15 protein-coding genes are annotated in these 18,972 nt (G+C 48.6%); 7 read left to right on the forward strand and 8 right to left on the reverse strand.

Annotated features, from left to right (window positions below; genetic code table 11):
* Positions 1–89: 89 nt before the first annotated feature.
* The 5 genes from truA to fabB form a co-directional block, all read right to left on the reverse strand.
* A complete protein-coding gene (gene truA / locus KG631_RS13575) occupies positions 90–869 on the reverse strand; it encodes a tRNA pseudouridine(38-40) synthase TruA (protein WP_214000225.1) in 780 nt (259 codons plus the stop codon).
* Positions 870–954: 85 nt separating this feature from the next.
* The gene (locus KG631_RS13580; RefSeq protein WP_214000226.1) at positions 955–3,654 is read right to left on the reverse strand and encodes a FimV/HubP family polar landmark protein; all 2,700 of its coding nucleotides are present in this window, start codon (positions 3,652–3,654) and stop codon (positions 955–957) included.
* 230 nt (positions 3,655–3,884) lie between these two features.
* The gene (locus KG631_RS13585) at positions 3,885–4,904 is read right to left on the reverse strand and encodes an aspartate-semialdehyde dehydrogenase (RefSeq protein WP_214000227.1); all 1,020 of its coding nucleotides are present in this window, start codon (positions 4,902–4,904) and stop codon (positions 3,885–3,887) included.
* Between the two features lie 17 nt (positions 4,905–4,921).
* Entirely contained in the window at positions 4,922–6,037 is a 1,116-nt protein-coding gene (locus tag KG631_RS13590) for a 4-phosphoerythronate dehydrogenase (RefSeq protein ID WP_214000228.1), read from the reverse strand.
* Positions 6,038–6,175: 138 nt separating this feature from the next.
* Complete coding sequence (fabB, locus tag KG631_RS13595; protein ID WP_214000229.1) at positions 6,176–7,390, reverse strand: beta-ketoacyl-ACP synthase I; 1,215 nt, start codon at positions 7,388–7,390, stop codon at positions 6,176–6,178.
* Positions 7,391–7,557: 167 nt separating this feature from the next.
* On the opposite strand from fabB, the gene mnmC reads away from it, so the two are divergent.
* Both mnmC and KG631_RS13605 read left to right on the forward strand, forming a co-directional pair.
* Complete coding sequence (gene mnmC, locus KG631_RS13600; RefSeq protein ID WP_214000230.1) at positions 7,558–9,489, forward strand: bifunctional tRNA (5-methylaminomethyl-2-thiouridine)(34)-methyltransferase MnmD/FAD-dependent 5-carboxymethylaminomethyl-2-thiouridine(34) oxidoreductase MnmC; 1,932 nt, start codon at positions 7,558–7,560, stop codon at positions 9,487–9,489.
* 128 nt (positions 9,490–9,617) lie between these two features.
* On the forward strand, positions 9,618–9,947 hold the full coding sequence (locus tag KG631_RS13605; RefSeq protein ID WP_214000231.1) for a hypothetical protein: 330 nt from the start codon (positions 9,618–9,620) through the stop codon (positions 9,945–9,947).
* 53 nt (positions 9,948–10,000) lie between these two features.
* On the opposite strand, the gene KG631_RS13610 is transcribed toward KG631_RS13605, so the two are convergent.
* A complete protein-coding gene (locus KG631_RS13610) occupies positions 10,001–10,885 on the reverse strand; it encodes an OmpA family protein (protein WP_214000232.1) in 885 nt (294 codons plus the stop codon).
* A gap of 168 nt (positions 10,886–11,053) precedes the next feature.
* Here KG631_RS13610 and rnt point away from each other — a divergent pair, with 168 nt between their 5' ends.
* Positions 11,054–11,707 (forward strand): ribonuclease T, encoded by a 654-nt coding sequence (gene rnt, locus KG631_RS13615; protein WP_214000233.1) that lies wholly within the window; start codon positions 11,054–11,056, stop codon positions 11,705–11,707.
* Between the two features lie 53 nt (positions 11,708–11,760).
* Here the strand turns inward: rnt and KG631_RS13620 are convergent, their stop codons facing one another.
* Positions 11,761–12,111, reverse strand: a complete 351-nt coding sequence (locus tag KG631_RS13620; RefSeq protein ID WP_214000234.1) for a Grx4 family monothiol glutaredoxin — start codon at positions 12,109–12,111, stop codon at positions 11,761–11,763.
* Between the two features lie 256 nt (positions 12,112–12,367).
* On the opposite strand from KG631_RS13620, the gene sodB reads away from it, so the two are divergent.
* The 4 genes from sodB (at position 12,368) to KG631_RS13640 (ending at position 17,962) form a co-directional block, all read left to right on the forward strand.
* Positions 12,368–12,952 (forward strand): superoxide dismutase [Fe], encoded by a 585-nt coding sequence (gene sodB / locus KG631_RS13625; RefSeq protein WP_214000235.1) that lies wholly within the window; start codon positions 12,368–12,370, stop codon positions 12,950–12,952.
* Between the two features lie 275 nt (positions 12,953–13,227).
* Complete coding sequence (locus KG631_RS13630) at positions 13,228–15,150, forward strand: PrkA family serine protein kinase (protein ID WP_214000236.1); 1,923 nt, start codon at positions 13,228–13,230, stop codon at positions 15,148–15,150.
* A 13-nt stretch (positions 15,151–15,163) separates the two neighbouring features.
* A complete protein-coding gene (locus tag KG631_RS13635) occupies positions 15,164–16,429 on the forward strand; it encodes a YeaH/YhbH family protein (protein ID WP_214000237.1) in 1,266 nt (421 codons plus the stop codon).
* Between the two features lie 9 nt (positions 16,430–16,438).
* Positions 16,439–17,962 (forward strand): SpoVR family protein, encoded by a 1,524-nt coding sequence (locus KG631_RS13640; RefSeq protein WP_214000238.1) that lies wholly within the window; start codon positions 16,439–16,441, stop codon positions 17,960–17,962.
* A 31-nt stretch (positions 17,963–17,993) separates the two neighbouring features.
* Here KG631_RS13640 and KG631_RS13645 read toward each other — a convergent pair whose 3' ends face one another.
* The gene (locus KG631_RS13645; protein WP_214000239.1) at positions 17,994–18,971 is read right to left on the reverse strand and encodes a diguanylate cyclase; all 978 of its coding nucleotides are present in this window, start codon (positions 18,969–18,971) and stop codon (positions 17,994–17,996) included.
* Between the last annotated feature and the right edge of the window lies 1 nt (position 18,972).

Below are 18,972 nucleotides of genomic sequence, written 5' to 3' on the forward strand. Positions count from 1 at the left end.
CGTCAAAAAACGCCGAAATAAAACTAAACGGGCGCTATTAAAGCATAAACACCAGCAAACAGAATATAAAAAACTGGTCTTAGCAGCCGTTATAAGAACAATGGACCCGGTGCAGCTTTGGGTATTTCATAGTGCTCAGGATAATCTACATCAACCAGATACAAGCCGCCAGGTTTTGCTGTTGCCGCTGCCAGGTTGCGATTTCGGCTTTGCAATAACTCGCCAAGCCATGAAACAGGTTTACGCCCCATACCAATTTCCAGCAAGCTGCCGGTAATATTACGCACCATATGATGCAAAAAAGCATTGGCTTTAATATCCAGTACCAGATAGTCGCCTACCCGGCTTAATTGCAGATGGTGAATATTACGAAAAGGGGTTTTTGACTGACATTGAATAGCCCTGAATGCACTGAAATCATGTTCGCCAATTAATACCGGGGCTGCCTGCTGCATCAAACTGATATCCAGCTGCTGATGATAATGACTCAGCCCTGAGCGCAATATAGCTGGTCTGAACTTTTGATTATAAATAATATAGCGATAGCGGCGGGCAGTAGCACTAAAACGAGCATGAAAATCGTCGGCTACCGGCTTTGCCCAGCGCACTGCTATTTGATCCGGTAACTGACTGTTAGTGCCCATTATCCAGGCTTTACAGTCGCGCGATGCGTCAGTATCAAAATGAACGACCTGGCCCGTTGCATGTACACCGGCGTCTGTGCGGCCGGCACAAAATACTTCAACCGGACTGTTGGCAACTTTAGTCAGCGCTGTTTCCAGCTCTTGTTGGACACTATTTACTTCACGCTGGCGCTGCCAACCAAAGAAACCAGTGCCGTCATACTCAATACCTAACGCTACTCGCATGGGGTTCCCTCTGATAAACCGGCGCGATTATACCGCAGAGTTCCCGGGATAACAGCCTGATGATCGGTTGGGCCAAGCCAACACGTTATTCAGCTTGCTTTTGCAGGGCTTGTGCCTCAGTTTTGACGTGCTCGGGCGCGTCAGATTCCAGAACTTCTGTGATAATCTGTCCGGCACTATCAAAATCGTCTATTTCAATGTAAGCCCGCACCAGGTCAAGTTTTGCAGCAAAGCCATTGTCTTCGGCATCAACGTCCTGTGGGTTGTCGTTACCTATGACATCAGCGAATTCATCGAGGCCAACATCAACATTTAACTGCTCGAACCGGCCATCATCTTCCTGCGTCTGTTCACTACTGGCCAGTAAATTATCAATTTCCACAAAGTCTGCATCAGACAAGGCAATTGTTTCTTCCTCATCCAGCGCCGGGCTGAATACTGCATCAACATCCAGATTTAATTCTTCGCTGTCACTGGCGGTGGTTTGGGCCATCGCTTCCAGTTCAGTCAAAAGATTATCGAACTGGCTGTCATCCAGCTTCGCCAGGTTTTGGTCAGCATCTGGATCGGCCGCAGGTATTTCAACACTGACCGCGTTGTCGTCCAGCACCACGTCTTCATCATTAAAATCTTCGTCACCCAACTCAAGTTCAGGGTAACTCTCCAGCATTTTACTGGGGTTCTCAACAGATAATGCCGCTTCAGAAGGCTTGGTAACCGAGTCATCTTCACTACTTTGCAGGTCAGGGCCTTCGCTGTCGACGGCGATATCGTTATCATCAGCGAGCTCATCACCCGTTTCATCACTCTCTGCCGCACTGCTGGCTGCACCATCAATATTAATATCGGTCAGTTCGGGCTCAACGGCTTCAACCTGCTGCAACAATTCATCAAGCTCGGCACTCAACAACTCAGAGGCCTCATCATCTTCTGCTGCTGTGTCTGTGGCGTTAGCTTGCTCGTTCCCTTCCAGCGCTAACGCCTCAGCAAACGCATCAAGCTCGGTACGGTCAAAGCTCTCATCTTCAACCAAACTGGCAATTTGGCTGTCGGTTAACTCATCGTTACCGGCGTCAGTGGTAAACTGTTCACTTACCAGTTCCTCGCTGCTGTTGTCTGTCTCCACCAGAATGTGTTCGTCGTCATCTATTACCAGATCAGGATCATCTGATAGTGCGGTGTCAGGCTGCTGGTCCTGCTCTGTCTGCGGCAACGTCGCTGTCTCTGGCGGATCATCCGGCAGATCAAGCTCAATTTCTTCCAGCAGATCATCTTCAACATCGGTTTCTACAGCTGTATCAAACTCAGCAGCCGGAGTTTGGACATCGGATGACAACTCAGTTTCATCTAAATCAATTATCTCTTCATCGTTTTCAGCCAGCGATGTCTCGTCTGTGGCATTACCGGGCTGCAGCTCAGGAGTAAATTGCTCTGACTCTGGCAGATCGGCGGCAAACTCCTCATCATCCAGCTCTATAATAGCGTCATCATCATCTTCTGCGGACAGTAACGCATTCAAATCACTGTCGGACAGAATATTATTGGCATCAAACTCTGTTTTGGCAGGCTGCTCAGCAACATCTGGCGTACCCAGGACGTCGTCCATTAAATCGTCGTCTGCCGTCGCTGAACCAGGGCCACCGCCAGCCAGCAAGCTGTCATCATCCAACAGAATATCATCGTCCAGCAGTGCATCGTCATCCAACAGGGCATCATCATTAAAATCAGGCAGGCTATCATCCAGCACTTCAGTGCCAGCAAAATCGCCATTATCAGCGAATGCATCATCTAACAGACTTTCGTCAATATCGAATAACCCGCTGTCATCTAAGTCATTGTTCTCATCAAGCGGCGGCAACGGGGATTTATAATCAGCTGGCGGCACTGCGGCACTGTTGGCAGCAGCCACTGCAGCTTCAGTTTGCTGGCCGCGGCGTTTCAGCCACAGCACTACGCCTAAAAGAATCAACAATGCCGGAATTGATGCAGCCAGTATCCACACTACCGGGTTATTCAGAAAAGCTGCGCTCTGCTCTTGTTCGGCTGCCAGTGCTTTTGCCGCCTCAGCGGCCTGTTGCTCCTGCGCCTGCTGTGCGGCCAAAATATTGGCTTGTTGCTGCAACACGACATTCAACTGTTGTTGTAAGTCACTGTCTTCGCCCAGTTGCTGCTTCAGAGCTAAAAGCTCTGTTTGAACTTGTGACAACGTGGATTTAAGTTGACTATTCTCTCTGGCGATTGCCTCAATCATCAGCAATGAATTACCGAACTCATCTTTTAACTCCGTGAGTTCTTTAAGCTGCTCAGCAGAGACGTTAGGGGTTGCAGCCTGCTGAGTGCCGGCTTGCTGATTGTCATTTTGCCGGTTGCTTCCCTGACTGGCAGCTTTGGCCCGTGCAGCCCAGGCTTTGTCATCTGAATCTGACTTGGCCCGCGCGACGTTATTATCGATTGCCCTGATTTCCCGCAGATTAGGTAATTGTAAGGTAGAGCCCGGCCGCAGGTGGTTCAGGTTGCCATCGATAAAAGAATCAGGATTTTTCAGGTAGATTGCATACATTACCTGATAAGTACTAACGTCGGCAGCGTCAGGCTTAACCCGCTCAGCAATTCGCCACAGTGTATCAGTTGCACTAAGGGGGCCTAATTGGCGCTGCATCAATGCAGTATCAGTATTTTTCGGGCCACGCAACGGCGTCGAAACCGGTTCATCAGCCAGCACTGCGCCCGCCAACAGCGTCGAGAAATTGACAACCAATAAAAAAGACAAGAGACGAAGTGGCATTACCTTTCCTTACCCGGGCAACGTAAGCTGATTTCTACTTACTTACCGCTAAACTGTTTCAATGCGAAAACTAATGCAAAAATTAATGCAAACACTGTTCCAATATTATTGGAACAAGCATTAGCAAACCTTAGCAAGCGAAATATAAAACAGTAACGACCTTGTTACCAGCATAACCCTAATCCGGAAAAAAGGCTCCCTCAGGAGCCTTTTATTACCCTATTGCCCTGTTACAGATAATCACGAATAAGGTGCTCAGCAATCTGAATGCTGTTAGTTGCCGCCCCTTTGCGAATATTGTCTGCCACTATCCAAAGGTTTAGGCCGTTTTCATAAGAGATATCCTGGCGCACCCGGCCCACAAATACCTCATCTTTGCCGGTGGCACTGCACACCTGAGTCGGGAAATCAGCGTTATCCTCCAGCAAGACTACGCCTGGCGCGTCTGCCAACAGCGCTTTCGCCTGTTCTACGGTAATGGGCATCCGGGTTTCGATGTGCACCGCTTCAGCATGGCCGTAAAACACCGGCACTCTGACTGCTGTCGCATTTACAGCAATACTGCTGTCAGCAAAAATTTTCTGGGTTTCCCAATGCATTTTCATTTCTTCTTTGGTGTAACCATTATCCAGAAATACATCAATTTGCGGGATAACATTAAATGCAATCTGGCGGGCGAACTGACCTTCGCCTTCCAACGGCCGGCCATTCATCAATTGCACGGTCTCCTGAGCCAGCGCATCTAAGGCCGATTGCCCGGCGCCACTGACCGACTGATAGGTAGCAACATTGATCCGGCTAATGCCGACAGCGTCGTAAATTGGCTTTAATGCCACCAACATCTGGATGGTCGAGCAGTTCGGGTTGGCGATAATGTTGCGATGACGAAAATCGGCAATGGCTGACGCATTTACTTCTGGCACCACCAACGGAATATCAGCATCGTAGCGATAATGTGAGGTATTATCGATAACCACGCAGCCTGCTTCGGCCGCTCTCGGTGCATAAATGGCCGAGACACTACCACCGGCTGAAAATAAGCCAATTTGCGCCTGCCCCCAGTCAAATTCATCTGCATCCTGCACCGTTATTTTCTTGCCTTTGAAGGTAATAGTGCCGCCAGCTGAGCGACTGCTAGCCAGAGGAAACAACTGCGCTACCGGAAAATCACGCTGCTCCAGAATTTCTATTAAATGTTGCCCAACCAAACCGGTTGCGCCTAAAATCGCCACATTGTATTGCGATGCCATGCCTAAACCCCTTTTCGCTAACCTGTAAAGCCTAACTGCGCCATCCAGAGCGGTATCTTACTGCCAGTAAGTTGCACCGAACCGAACTCTCGTCGCGGCGGATAAGACTTTCGCAGCCAGTCAAACCCTTCACGTTGAATATGAAAACGGAATAACGCATCATCCCGCCGCACATCATATAACATCCTTGCCAGATTTTGGACATCTGGAAGCCCAAAATTTTCAGATATCTGGATTTTTTCCACTGCAGGTGTCGCAAGTAAATTTGCAAGCTGCATAATAGGTGCTTGCCCCAGCATTTGACAAAGCTGCTGGTACAGCATTGCTGTGCCCCGGGCTTTACCTTCAATGCTATGGCCGGCAATATGCGCCGTGGCGATGTCCAGATGGGGCAACAACGATAGCTGAATGTCGGGTTCCTGCTCCCAGACATCCAGTACAACTGGTCTTGGCTGCTGTTGCAATGCCTGCAACAGCGCCTGATTATCAATAACCGCACCGCGTGACGCGTTAATCAACGCACAATCGGGTTTTAACAACGCCAGCGTCTGGGCGTTTAACAAATGCCAGCTTGGCGCCAGCCCGGTTTTAACCATCGGGGTGTGGAAGCTAATAATATCGGCCTGACGACACAGCTCGGTAAACGAAGTATGAGTAAAATCAGCTTCAATCGCCGCCCGCGGCGGGTCACATAGTAGCAACTGAATATTTAACGCCGCCGCAGCCTCTGCCAGACGTTGCCCAATATGGCCGACCCCGACAATACCGAGGGTTTTGCTGCTAAGTTGCCATTGATACTTTTCTGCCAGATACCACAACGCACTCAGTACATACTCGACTACCGATTGCGCATTACACCCCGGTGCTGAGCAGAAACTGATATTACGCCCAGCCAGGTAAGACTGGTCGATGTGGTCCATACCAATGGTGGCGGTGCCAACAAAACGCAGCGCCTTATTTTCAGTCAGTAATGCCTGATTAACCGGCGTAACCGAACGCACCAACAACACCTCAGCGTCAGCGAGCTCACCAGGTGTTACTGTGCGACCATTAAATAAGGTTACCGGCCCTAAATGACTGAAAAACTCCGCCACCAATGGCATATTTTCATCAGCGTAAATTTTCATCAGCATATATTCTTCATTGATAGTGAGTATTGTTCCGGCAAATTTTCAGGCATTGCCGGTTCGCAATCTTGGCGCAGTCTAACAAAAAAACAAAAAGCCAGACGGTTTTTCGTCTGGCTTTCTTAATAAAGGTTGCGCTAAAACTTATGGCTGATAGCGCTGCATAACTAAGGTCGCATTAGTACCACCAAAGCCAAAGCTGTTCGACATAATGGTATTCAGCGTGGCATCTTGCGCCTGGCGAACAATATTTAAGCCGGCCGCCGCCTCATCAAGCTCACTGATATTGATTGATGGCGCAATAAAGTTATGCTTCATCATCAACAGGGAGTAAATAGCTTCGTGTACGCCAGCAGCTCCGAGCGCATGGCCAGTCATCGCTTTGGTAGCACTGATAGCGGGTGATTTCCCGGCAAATACCTGCTGAATAGCCGCCAGCTCTTTAACATCGCCGACCGGAGTACTGGTACCGTGGGTATTGACATAATCAACCGGCGCAGAAACGCCCTGCATGGCCATTTCCATACAGCGTACCGCCCCTTCACCACTTGGCGCCACCATATCAAAACCATCAGACGTAGCACCATAACCCACTATTTCAGCATAAATAGTGGCGCCCCGGGCCAGTGCATGCTCCAGCTCCTCAACCACCACAATACCGCCACCGCCACTAATCACAAAACCATCGCGCTCAGCATCATAGGTACGAGAGGCCAGTTCAGGCGTATCGTTATACCGGCTGGATAATGCGCCCATTGCATCGAACTCCATTGCCAGCGTCCAGTGCACTTCTTCTCCGCCACCAGCGAACACGATATCCTGCTTACCTAGTTGAATAAGTTCAACGGCATGACCAATACAATGGGCACTGGTAGCACAGGCTGAACTGATCGAGTAGTTAACCCCTTTGATCTTGAACGGAGTGGCAAGACAGGCTGAACAGGTACTGGACATGGTTTTTGGCACAGCATAAGGACCAACCCGTTTCACACCTTTTTCACGCAAGGTGTCAGCCGCTTCAATCTGGGTTTTAGACGAGGCACCACCGGAACCGACAACTAAACCCACCCGCGGATCTGAAATTTGCTCAGCAGTTAAACCGGCATCCGTCATCGCTTCCTGCATGGCAATATAGGCGTAGGCAGCTGCGTCGCCCATAAAACGCATTGCTTTGCGGTCAATGTGTTCAGCCGGATTCATTTTTATATTGCCCCAAACCTGCGAGCGTAAACCAAATTCAACAAACTCCGCTGAAGCAGTAATGCCAGAGCGGCCTGCCTTTAATGAATCCAGCACTTGTGCCTGATTATTGCCAATACTTGAAACAATACCCATGCCCGTGATAACGGCTCTTTTCATGCTTACTCCCATGTCTGTCTGGCGACAGCTAAAAATAATGACGTTGCTTTCTATTGTACGGACTTTGCAGCAAAAACTGGTCAGCTTTCAGCGTACAGTTGTACTCTTTTTTAATTTTGCTTCAGCTTCGGGTAAACTACAAGCCGAATTTCCTGCCGGATACCAAGATGCCACTGCTGAAAAATGCCAATATTCACTTTAACCAACAGGGTACCCCAGTTGCTACCGACTTTGATGACATTTATTTTTCCAATGAGGGTGGTTTAGCGGAAACTGAATATGTTTTTTTACAGCAAAATGGTTTGCCTGAGCGCTGGCAGCAAACCGCAGCCGCCTTTTTTCATATTATAGAAACAGGGTTTGGCACCGGTGCTAATTTTTTACTCAGTTGGCAGCGGTTCCGACAATTCCGCCGGCAACAGCCAGCAGCCGCCTGCCGCAAACTATATTTTTCCAGCTTTGAAAAGTATCCACTCAGTCTGGACGATTTGGCCGAGGCACTGCAGGTCCACTCTGAGCTTAGTCCGCTGTGCCGGGAATTGCTGGCGCAATATCCCCCCGCTATTCCGGGATGTCACCGACTTACGTTTGATAGCGGTGACGTCATTCTCGACCTATGGCTGGGCGATGTTAACGAATTACTGCCACAATTACCCACCAGTAACCGGGCTGACGCTTTCTTTCTGGATGGCTTCGCCCCCGGCAAAAACCCCGGTATGTGGCAACCAACCTTATTTGCTCAAATGGCCCGGCTAAGCCATCACCGGACAACTGTCGCCACCTTTACCTGTGCCGGACTGGTTAAACGCGGCCTGCAGCAAAGCGGCTTTAATATTACTAAAGTAAAAGGCTTTGGTCGCAAGCGGGAAATGTTGACCGCCACTCTGGGCCCGGAAGCTGATGCAGAAGCACCAGCCCGGTTATCCGGGAACATTGGCACAGCAGATAAAGTATGCATTATTGGTGGCGGCATAGCGTCAGTTTGTCTGGCATTACAACTGGTCGAAAAAGGTATTGCGGTCGAGCTAATTTGTGCTGACAGCGAGATTGCTCAAGGCGCCTCTCACAATCTACAGGGCGCGGTTTACCCTAACCTGCACCCGGCGCCGACGCTGGCCAGTCTGCTCCATTGTCAGGCATTCTATTTTGCCCGGCATTTTTATCAGCAACAGGCAGCAAAAGGTGTCCCCTTCGCTATGCAGTGGTGTGGCGTGCTGCACCTGGCGACAAATCCTGCTTTGGAACAACGCCAGCAAAAAATGACAGGGTTGGCAAATTGGCCATCAGAGCTGGTGTATCCGGTAACAGCAAAGCAGGCAAGCCAGCTGGCCGGCGTCGCCCTTGCTCACAGCGGCATTTTTTTGCCGCAAGCCGGCTGGCTTAGCCCGCAACAGTTTTGCCAGGCAGCAGTAACACTGCTGCTGCAATCCGGATTGTGTGAGCTAAGATTTGACAGCAAGGTAAGTACGCTAGCGCCAGTCACCGCCAATGCAGCTAGCTCAGGTTCTGCAGCTGGCTGGCAACTGCAATTTGTTAATAACTCCGCGCCAAGCACTTACCGCTGTGTGGTACTGGCTAATGGCGCCGATATAAACCGTTTTGCTGCCAGTCAGCATTTGCCGGTTAACCGGGTTCGTGGTCAGGTTAGCCACGTGAACAGCAATAGCATGAAACCGCTTAAAACCGTACTTTGCCATAAAGGCTATATCACACCGGCATTGGATAATTGCCATGCAGTAGGAGCAACTTTCGACCGGCTGGCAGAGACTGCTTTTGTCAGCGAAGCCGACGACCAGGAAAACCTCGCGCTGGTAAACAGCCAGCTGCAACAACCAGCGTGGTTTGCTGATGCATTAGTAACAGATTCACGGGCAGCATTCAGGGCAACGGTTCCCGATCACTTGCCATTACTTGGCAGCATCGCTAACAGCCCTGGCTTGTATCTGATTGGCGGGCTGGGCGCCCGTGGAATTTTATTGGCACCGCTATTGGCCGAAACACTGGCCTGTCAAATCATTGGCCAGCCGCTGGCATTGACCACAGACTGTCTGGCTGCTCTTGCACCCGAGCGTTTTATGCAAAGAGCAGCAAGGGACTGAAAAGTAGCTTATATTAGCGGTTACTCTGGGCAAGTTTTGTTGGCGATCAGCGGTTGTTTTACTGGTCAAACTCTGCTGAAATTTGCTATGGTTAGTCCGTGCTATCGCACCGAATAAAAGGAAAAAAAATGCGATCTTTAGCTTTGTTAATGGCTTGCGCCCTGTCTGCCTCAGTTTCACTTAGCGTTAAAGCAGACAGTTTTTATCAGGTACCGCTCACTGCCGATGCCCGTGAGTTTGCCCGGCTCGACACTAAGCTGCCCGCGGTGCTTAGTTATTTCAGTCGTCAGTCACTTAATGAGCTGCAGGACTTCTATCTTCAACAACTTGGAGAGCCCGACAACAGTGCTATTATTCATGGCCGCTTAAATTTGTATTACCGGGTAAATCAGCAGCAGGTAAGGATACTGATTTCTGAACAGAATGAGTGGCGTCAGGTGGATATTATGGTGCAGTAGCGCCAGCCACTACATTTAACCCGTTGCATTCCTACTAACCCGTTAAACGAGCATCAAGGCCTGGCCATTTGCAATACCACCCGGCGGTTTGTGGCCCGCCCCAGGCTGGTTTGATTTGACGCCACGTGACGGCGCTCGCCATAACCATCTACCCTGACTTTATCATCCGTCACGCCAGCCTCGGCTAAAAATTGCTTTATCTTTTCTGCCCGTTTTACTGATAGTTGCTCGTTCATCCAGCGCCCACCGTAGCTGTCGGTATAGCCTTGCAACTCAATACTTTCAATTTGCGGATCATGCTGCAAATACTCAGCTATCTGACTTAATCGTCGTTCAGACTCAGGCGTCAGCTGGTCACTGCCAGACTCATAGCTAAGGACCGTAAAGGCAATATCTTCAAAACTATAAGGCAGCAACGCGGCAACGCATTCATTAAAGGCATGGTAACCTGGCGGAAACTGCACCGGGTTTAGTCTGGCGGCGACATTATCATAAGGGCTGTGCCAGTCAGCAAAGTAAAAGGTTGGGCTGAACCCCTGCTCCAGCTCAGTCAGCAAGGTCCAGGCGGTTTTTTTCGGCAATTCGCCATTAAACTGTTTTAGCAATGCCATGCTGGCCAGGTTTTTACCCGGCTCTCCCGCACGCCAGGCCGGTGGCATGGAATGCACTTCAGCCAGGCTGTAAGCATCTGGCAACCTGAGCATCTTAAGTTCAAAGTGTAAATTAAGGGCTTTACTGGCCTTACTTTGAAAAATGGCATTGCCAAAATTTGGAATAGTATGTTCTAACTGACAGAGTAGCGGCGTTTTTTGCGTCAGCTGCCAGGCTGACTGCTCAATACTGGCAGAATATTGACGCAACTGCTGAGATGCAGCAAAACTGCTTGCGCTTGCTAGCGCAAAGGCTAACGATATGAATACTAAAGCATAATTATGCATTTATTCTACCCTGTCACAAAATTACAAATTACTTGGCTGGTTCAGGCCACGACAAACCGTTTTCCCACACCACGCTACTAACGATTAATAAGCAAACACTGTGCCGAATGCAAGACGCTGACTTTTTTTTTTGGCATAATGCGCTCTGTTTTTTTTATTGGTTGGCTTATGACAGATAAAACCTCGCTGCTTGCGCAACGGTTCCGTGGTTACTACCCTGTAGTTATCGACGTAGAAACTGCAGGCTTTAATGCGCAAACGGATGCATTGCTGGAAATTGCGGTAAACCTGTTGCAAATGGACGACGAAGGCAAGCTTGTCCCAGGTGAGACGCTGCACTTTCATGTTGAACCATTCGCGGGCGCCAACCTCGATGCCAGTTCGCTGGCTTTTAACGGCATAGACCCTTTTAACCCACTACGCGGTGCAGTGCCGGAGCGGGAGGCGTTATCTGAAATTTGCAAAGCCGTACGCAAAGCGCAAAAGGCGGCAGGTTGTCAGCGTACAGTAATTGTTGCCCACAATTCAGCCTTCGACCAGGGTTTTGTTAATGCGGCCATTGCCCGCACTAATTATAAACGATCGCCTTTTCATGCTTTCGTGTCATTCGACACCACCAGTCTGGCAGCATTAGCATTAGGCCAGACCGTGCTGGCAAAAGCTTGTCAGCAGGCAGGCATTGCCTTTGACAACAAAGAAGCGCACAGCGCGTTATATGATACCGAGCGAACGGCAGAGTTGTTTTGCTACATCGTTAACAAATGGCAGCAGTTAGGCGGTTGGCCACTTCCAGACACCGAAGCAACTGACGTCGCTGAATGAGAACAAAAAAAAGGGGAGCATGCTCCCCGTGTTTACTGATAGCAAACTACTGCTTATTCAGCGTCAGCCGTACCATCAGTACTCGTTGTTTTTGCCGCGGTTTCTTTAATTAATGGTTGCAATTCGCCCCGCTGGAACATTTCCAGAATAATATCGCAGCCACCAATTAACTCACCATCAACCCATAATTGCGGAAAAGTCGGCCAGTTGGCATATTTGGGTAACTCTGCCCGAATGTCCGGGTGTTGCAAAATATCAACAAAGGCAAACTGCTCGCCACAAGCGATCAGCGCCTGAGAGGCCTGAGCAGAAAAACCGCAACTGGGGAATTTAGGCGAGCCCTTCATAAATAATAAAATAGGGTTTTCAGCAATTTGCTGTTTAATTTTATCCAACGTCTCCATTTTCACCTCGACAGAAACTTAATAAGTTGCACCATTTTACGCTTATCTTTCACGGCCGCCACTTGAGTTCATAAAAAAAAACCCAATATCTGCTTAACTATCATAATTATTACTTAAAATAATCGTCGGTTCCGGTAACGAACCGGTGCAGCTTGCTCAGCGTAAAAGCTGACATAGTCTAAAACTTGAGTAATTTAGTCAGGTTTTGTAGTCTACGCGATGCAGACATCTTTAACAACGATAACGGAGCACAACAATGGCCTTTGAACTACCAGCATTACCTTATCCGAAAGACGCTTTAGCCCCGCATATTTCAGCAGAAACTCTGGAATATCACTACGGCAAGCACCACAATACCTACGTGGAAAAGTTAAATGGTTTAGTGAAAGACACACCACACGCCAGCAAATCACTGGAAGAAATTATCCGCAGCTCTGACGGTGGCTTGTTTAATAACGCTGCTCAGGTCTGGAATCACACTTTCTACTGGCACTGCTTATCACCGAACGGTGGCGGTGAACCGAGCGGCGCGTTAGCTGATGCCATTAATGCCAAGTGGGGTTCATTTTCAGAGTTTAAAAAAGCCCTGAATGATAAGGCAGTTAATAATTTTGGTTCAAGCTGGACCTGGTTAGTCAAAAAAGCTGATGGCAGCCTGGATATTGTTAATACCAGCAATGCCGCCACCCCTATTCAGGATGCATCGGTTACCCCAATACTGACTGTAGATTTATGGGAACATGCCTACTATATCGATTATCGCAATGCCCGTCCTAAATACCTGGACGCATTCTGGGCCCTGGTTAACTGGCAGTTTGCCGCCGATAATTTCGCTAAGTAACGGCTACTCACACTAGCATAATTGTTATTTCCAATACCCGGCATCTGCCGGGTATTTTTTTGCCTCCTTCCGCTCATTGCCGCTGCTCCACGCATTACATTTTTTCTGTCATCTACAGTAAACCCGGCACGCCTGCATTACGTAATGATGAAACAGCAAACAAAAAATAGGATTATTTTCGGTGAATTAGACAGGCAAAGATGATTTTTACTGTCTAACCTTAAAAGCAACAGCAGCGATATCAGGTTTCCCACGAGCAATGGCTGGAGGTGCGTATGAGCATTTTTGAGCACTACAAATCACGATATGAGGCCACCCGAGAAGAAGAGCTAAGCATTCAGGAGTATCTGGCACTTTGTAAAGAAGACAAAAGTTGTTATGCCACCGCAGCCGAGCGCTTATTGCTTGCTATCGGTGAACCCGAACTGATTGATACTGCTCAGGATCCGCAGTTAAGCAGGTTATTTTCCAACAGGGTAATTGCCCGTTACCCGGCATTTTCTGAATTTTACGGCATGGAAGATGCTATAGAACAAATAGTGTCTTATCTGAAACACTCGGCACAGGGCTTGGAAGAGCGCAAACAAATTTTATACTTACTAGGGCCGGTCGGGGGCGGTAAATCCTCCCTTGCGGAAAAGCTCAAACATCTGATGCAACAGGTGCCGATTTATTACTTAAAAGGTTCACCGGTTTATGACCATCCACTGTCACTGTTTGATGCCAGCGAAGATGGCCGCTTATTACAACAGGAATACGGCATTCCGCCGCGTTATCTGCGCAATATTCTGTCGCCCTGGGCAACTAAACGGTTACACGAATACAACGGTGATATCAGCCAGTTCAGGGTAGTGAAGAAATACCCGTCAATTCTGGATCAAATTGCTATTGCCAAGACCGAACCGGGTGATGAAAACAATCAGGATATAGCCGCACTAGTGGGTAAGGTTGATATTCGCAAGCTGGAACATTTCGCCCAGAACGACCCTGATGCTTATAGTTATTCCGGCGCATTGTGCCGGGCAAATCAGGGCCTGATGGAATTTGTTGAAATGTTCAAAGCGCCGATAAAAGTATTGCACCCGCTGCTTACCGCTACCCAGGAGGGTAATTACAACGGCACGGAAGGTCTGGCAGCGCTGCCATTTGATGGCATTATACTGGCGCATAGCAACGAGTCTGAATGGCAGACTTTTCGTAACAACAAAAACAATGAAGCCTTCTTGGACAGGGTGTACATTGTCAAAGTGCCGTATTGTCTGCGGGTGAGTGAAGAGAAAAAAATATACCAGAAGTTACTCGAGCATAGTGAATTGAACGCCGCGCCCTGTGCGCCGGGAACCTTAAGCTCACTTGCCCAGTTCGCGGTACTGTCCCGGCTGAAACAGCCTGAAAACTCCAGCATCTACTCAAAAATGCGGGTATACGATGGTGAAAGCTTAAAAGATACTGATCCTAAAGCTAAATCGTATCAGGAATACCGAGATTACGCCGGGGTAGACGAGGGTATGACCGGTTTATCTACCCGCTTCGCGTTTAAAATATTGTCGCGGGTATTTAACTTCGACAGTACTGAAGTGGCAGCCAACCCGGTGCATTTATTTTATGTGCTGGAACAGCAAATAGAACGCGAGCAATTTGCCGCTGATGTAGCAGAACGCTATCTGGAGCATCTTAAAGGCTATCTGACACCTAAATATATCGAGTTTATTGGCAAGGAAATTCAGACGGCTTACCTTGAGTCATATTCGGAGTATGGCCAGAATATTTTTGACCGGTATGTCATTTATGCCGATTTCTGGATCCAGGATCAGGAATACCGGGACCCGGAAACCGGCCAGCTGTTTGATCGGGCCGCCCTGAACGCTGAACTTGAGAAAATTGAGAAACCAGCGGGGATAAGCAACCCTAAAGATTTTCGCAATGAAATCGTCAATTTTGTGTTGCGGGCTAAAGCCAAAAATAATGGTAAAAACCCCCTGTGGACCAGCTATGAAAAACTGCGCACGGTCATTGAAAAGAAAATGTTCTCCAGTACGGAAGAGCTACTGCCAGTCATTTCATTTAATGCCAAAACCTCAACTGAAGATCAGAAAAAGCATGATGATTTCGTTAACCGGATGATGGAGAAAGGCTACACCCGAAAGCAAGTCAGACTGCTGTCGGAATGGTATTTGCGGGTTCGCAAATCACAATAACGCCGGAGGTAGTATGGCGCACTTTATTGACCGTCGACTCAATGGCAAAAACAAAAGCGCTGTTAACCGGCAGCGCTTTATCCGGCGCTACAAACAGCAAATTAAAAAAGCAGTGGCTGACGCTATCAGCAAGCGAAGCGTCACCGACATCAGCAGTGGTGAGAATGTCACCATTCCCAGTAAAGATATCACCGAGCCTTTTTTTCATCAGGGTAAGGGCGGGCGTCGTCAAATCATTCATCCAGGCAACGACCAGTTCAGTGAAGGAGATCGTATTCCAAAGCCACAAGGAGGTTCAGGTGGTAGTGGTCACGGCGATGCCAGTGCCGACGGCGAAGGTAATGATGACTTTGTTTTTTCAATTTCTAAAGATGAGTATCTGGACTTGTTATTTGAGGATTTGGCACTACCAAACCTGAAGAAAAACCAGCTGGATAAGTTAGTCCAGTATAAGAGCGTAAGAGCGGGTTATCGCGCCGAAGGCGTGCCGAGTAATATTGACATAGTGCGTTCGTTGCGCGGCTCACTGGCCAGACGGGTAGCCATGACCGCGGGCAAAAAGAGTAAGCTGGCCGAACTGGAACAGCAACTGCAAGCTCTGGACCTGGAACCGGTGCCTGATCAACAGCAACGGCTGCAACTTCTGGAGCAAATTGCAGCGCTTAAAGCCAGCATTGCTGCTGTGCCTTTTATTGACAGTTTTGATTTACGCTTTCGTAATTACCAGAAAAAACCTGAGCCCACCAGCAAAGCCGTAATGTTTTGTCTGATGGACGTTTCAGGCTCAATGGACCAGGCAACCAAAGATATGGCGAAACGATTTTATATTCTGCTGTATCTGTTTTTAAGCCGCAGCTATAAGAATGTCGAAGTCGTTTATATTCGTCATCATACTCAGGCTAAAGAGGTAGATGAACAAGAGTTTTTTTACTCCCAGGAAACAGGCGGCACTATTGTCTCATCGGCATTAAAACTGATGCATGAGATTATCCTGGAGCGCTTTGACCCGGCACAGTGGAATATCTATGCCGCCCAGGCCTCTGATGGTGATAACTGGACTGATGACAGTGCGCCCTGTGCGACGCTCCTGGCGAACAAACTACTACCGCTGGTGCGCTACTACGCTTACATAGAGATCACCCCCAGAGCACACCAAAGTCTGTGGCACGAATATGAAAAACTATTGGCGCAGCATGACAATATAGCTATAGAGCATATCCGCGAGCTGGCAGATATTTACCCGGTATTTCGCCAGCTGTTTAAAAAGCAAGCGGCCTGAGGAGGTCATATGGCAAAAGCACAAGCCCAGCCACAATGTCTGGCCGACGGCCCCGACTGGACGTTCGATTTGCTGGAGGAGTACCACCAGGAAATTGCCCGGGTGGCGGCCTTCTATCAGCTCGATACCTATCCGAATCAGATAGAAGTCATTACCGCAGAGCAGATGATGGACGCCTATTCCAGCGTTGGTATGCCACTGGGTTATCATCATTGGTCGTATGGTAAGAAGTTTATTCAGACCGAACAAAACTATAAACGTGGCTACATGGGGCTGGCGTATGAAATTGTCATCAACTCTAACCCGTGTATTGCCTACCTGATGGAGGAGAACACTATTACCATGCAGGCGCTGGTAATGGCCCATGCCAGTTATGGCCATAATTCCTTCTTTAAAAATAACTATCTGTTTAAAACCTGGACCGACGCAGGCTCAATTATCGATTATCTGGTATTCGCCAAAAATTACATTAGCCACTGTGAAGAAAAGTACGGCATAACGGAAGTGGAAGATATGCTGGATTCCTGTCACGCCCTGATGAACTATGGCGTCGATCGTTATAAACGGCCACAGAAAATCTCGCTGGAAATCGAGCAAAAACGCCAGGAAGAGCGCGAAGCGTACCTGCAAAGTCAGGTCAATGATTTGTGGCGGACTATCCCGTTAAAAGCCCCCACTGAAGAGCAGCGCTTAAGTCGGTTCCCGGCGGAACCTCAGGAGAATCTGCTGTATTTTATTGAAAAAAATGCCCCACTACTTAAACCATGGCAACGGGAAATAGTCAGGATTGTTCGGAAAATCTCCCAGTATTTTTATCCACAGAAACAAACCCAGGTAATGAACGAAGGCTGGGCCACGTTCTGGCATTACACTATTTTGCAGCACCTGTACGACGAGGGAAAAGTCAGCGACCGCTTTATGCTGGAAGTGCTGCACAGCCACACCAATGTTGTGGCACAGCCCGAATACAATAGTAAGTATTACAGCGGTATTAACCCTTACGCGCTGGGGTTTGCCATGTTCACTGATATTCGGCGGATTTGCGAGCACCCTACCGCTGAGGATAAAGAGTGGTTTCCCGATATAGCCGGCAGTGACTGGCTGCAAACGCTGCACTTTGCCATGCAAAACTTTAAAGATGAAAGTTTTATCAGCCAGTATCTGTCACCTAAGGTCATCCGCGATTTTCATTTGTTCGCTATTGTTGATGATGACGAAGCAAACAGTCTGGAAGTCAGCGCCATTCATAATGCCGACGGTTACCAGAGGATCCGGCAAATGCTGTCAGCGCAGTATAATTTAAGCCAGATTGAACCCAATATTCAGGTCTATAACGTCAATATCAATACTGATCGGGCCCTGACCCTGCGTTACATTCCCCAACAACGGGTGCCACTAGCCAAAAATGCAGCGGAAGTACTGAAGCATTTACACCGTTTGTGGGGGTTTGAGGTGATACTGGAGCAACTTAATCAGGATGGTAGCGCTGAACTGCTGGCTCGTTGTCCAGAGCTGGCTGAGCGCTCCGGCTAACGCCTGGTAATACCCAGTAGTTGTTTAGGTATCATTCATCGTCAGCTGGGTAACAAGTGACTTTGTTGCGGCCATCCACTTTCGACTGATAGAGTGCCTTATCTGCTGCCTCTATCCAATGACGGTGCTCCTGCATACTGACATCCCGCTCTGCCAGCCCAAGACTGATGGTGACATTAAGCGTCGTTTTATTGTATTGAATGGCAAGAATGGCCACTTGTTGCCGGATCCGCTCTGCCAGGCATAATGCCTGTTCCATCGTGGTGTCTACCAGCAGGATCGCAAACTCTTCACCACCATAACGACCCGCCAGATCGGTGGTACGAATGTTCGCTTTAATTACGTCAGCTACTTTGCGAATTACCTCATCGCCCGCTGTATGGCCATAGGTATCATTAACCCGCTTAAAATGATCAATATCGCACATTAGCAGGGTGCTACGGTGCTGGCTGTAGCGCTGTAAGCGGTTGAATTCCTGAATAAGCGCATCCTCCCAATGGCCACGGGTGCTTAACTGAGTCAGAAAATCGGTTTTCGATAATTGCTTTAACCTGCCATTCATCGATTCAAGCTCTGTGCGACTGACCGCCGCATCTGTGACATCGTAAATAATGATACACAAATGGGTAACCTGACCACGGGTGTCTGTCAGGGGGAAAATAGTACTGTTCTGGTACATGTATTCGGCACTACCGGTAATAGGCCGGTAGTTTTTGAATTTAAAAATATAAGGCCGTTGCTCCCAGATGGTAAAGGCGCGGTTTTTCAGTAAAATTACCGGGTCGCATTTACGCCGCAGCCATTCCTCGTCAATTTCTGGAAATAAATCGAATAAATAGCGTTCTCTGACATGGCGTGGGGTTAAGCCGCTATGGCTCTCCATAAAGCCATTCCAGACCTGGATGCGATAGTCGCTGTTTAACACCACCAGCCCGACATCCACCGTCTGGAACATGTCCATTAACCAATGAATTTCAGAGGCATCAAACTCGGCATTGGTTAAACTCATG

Origin of the sequence: Arsukibacterium sp. (assembly GCF_018402695.1) — a bacterium.
Taxonomy (GTDB): Bacteria; Pseudomonadota; Gammaproteobacteria; order Enterobacterales; family Alteromonadaceae; genus Alishewanella.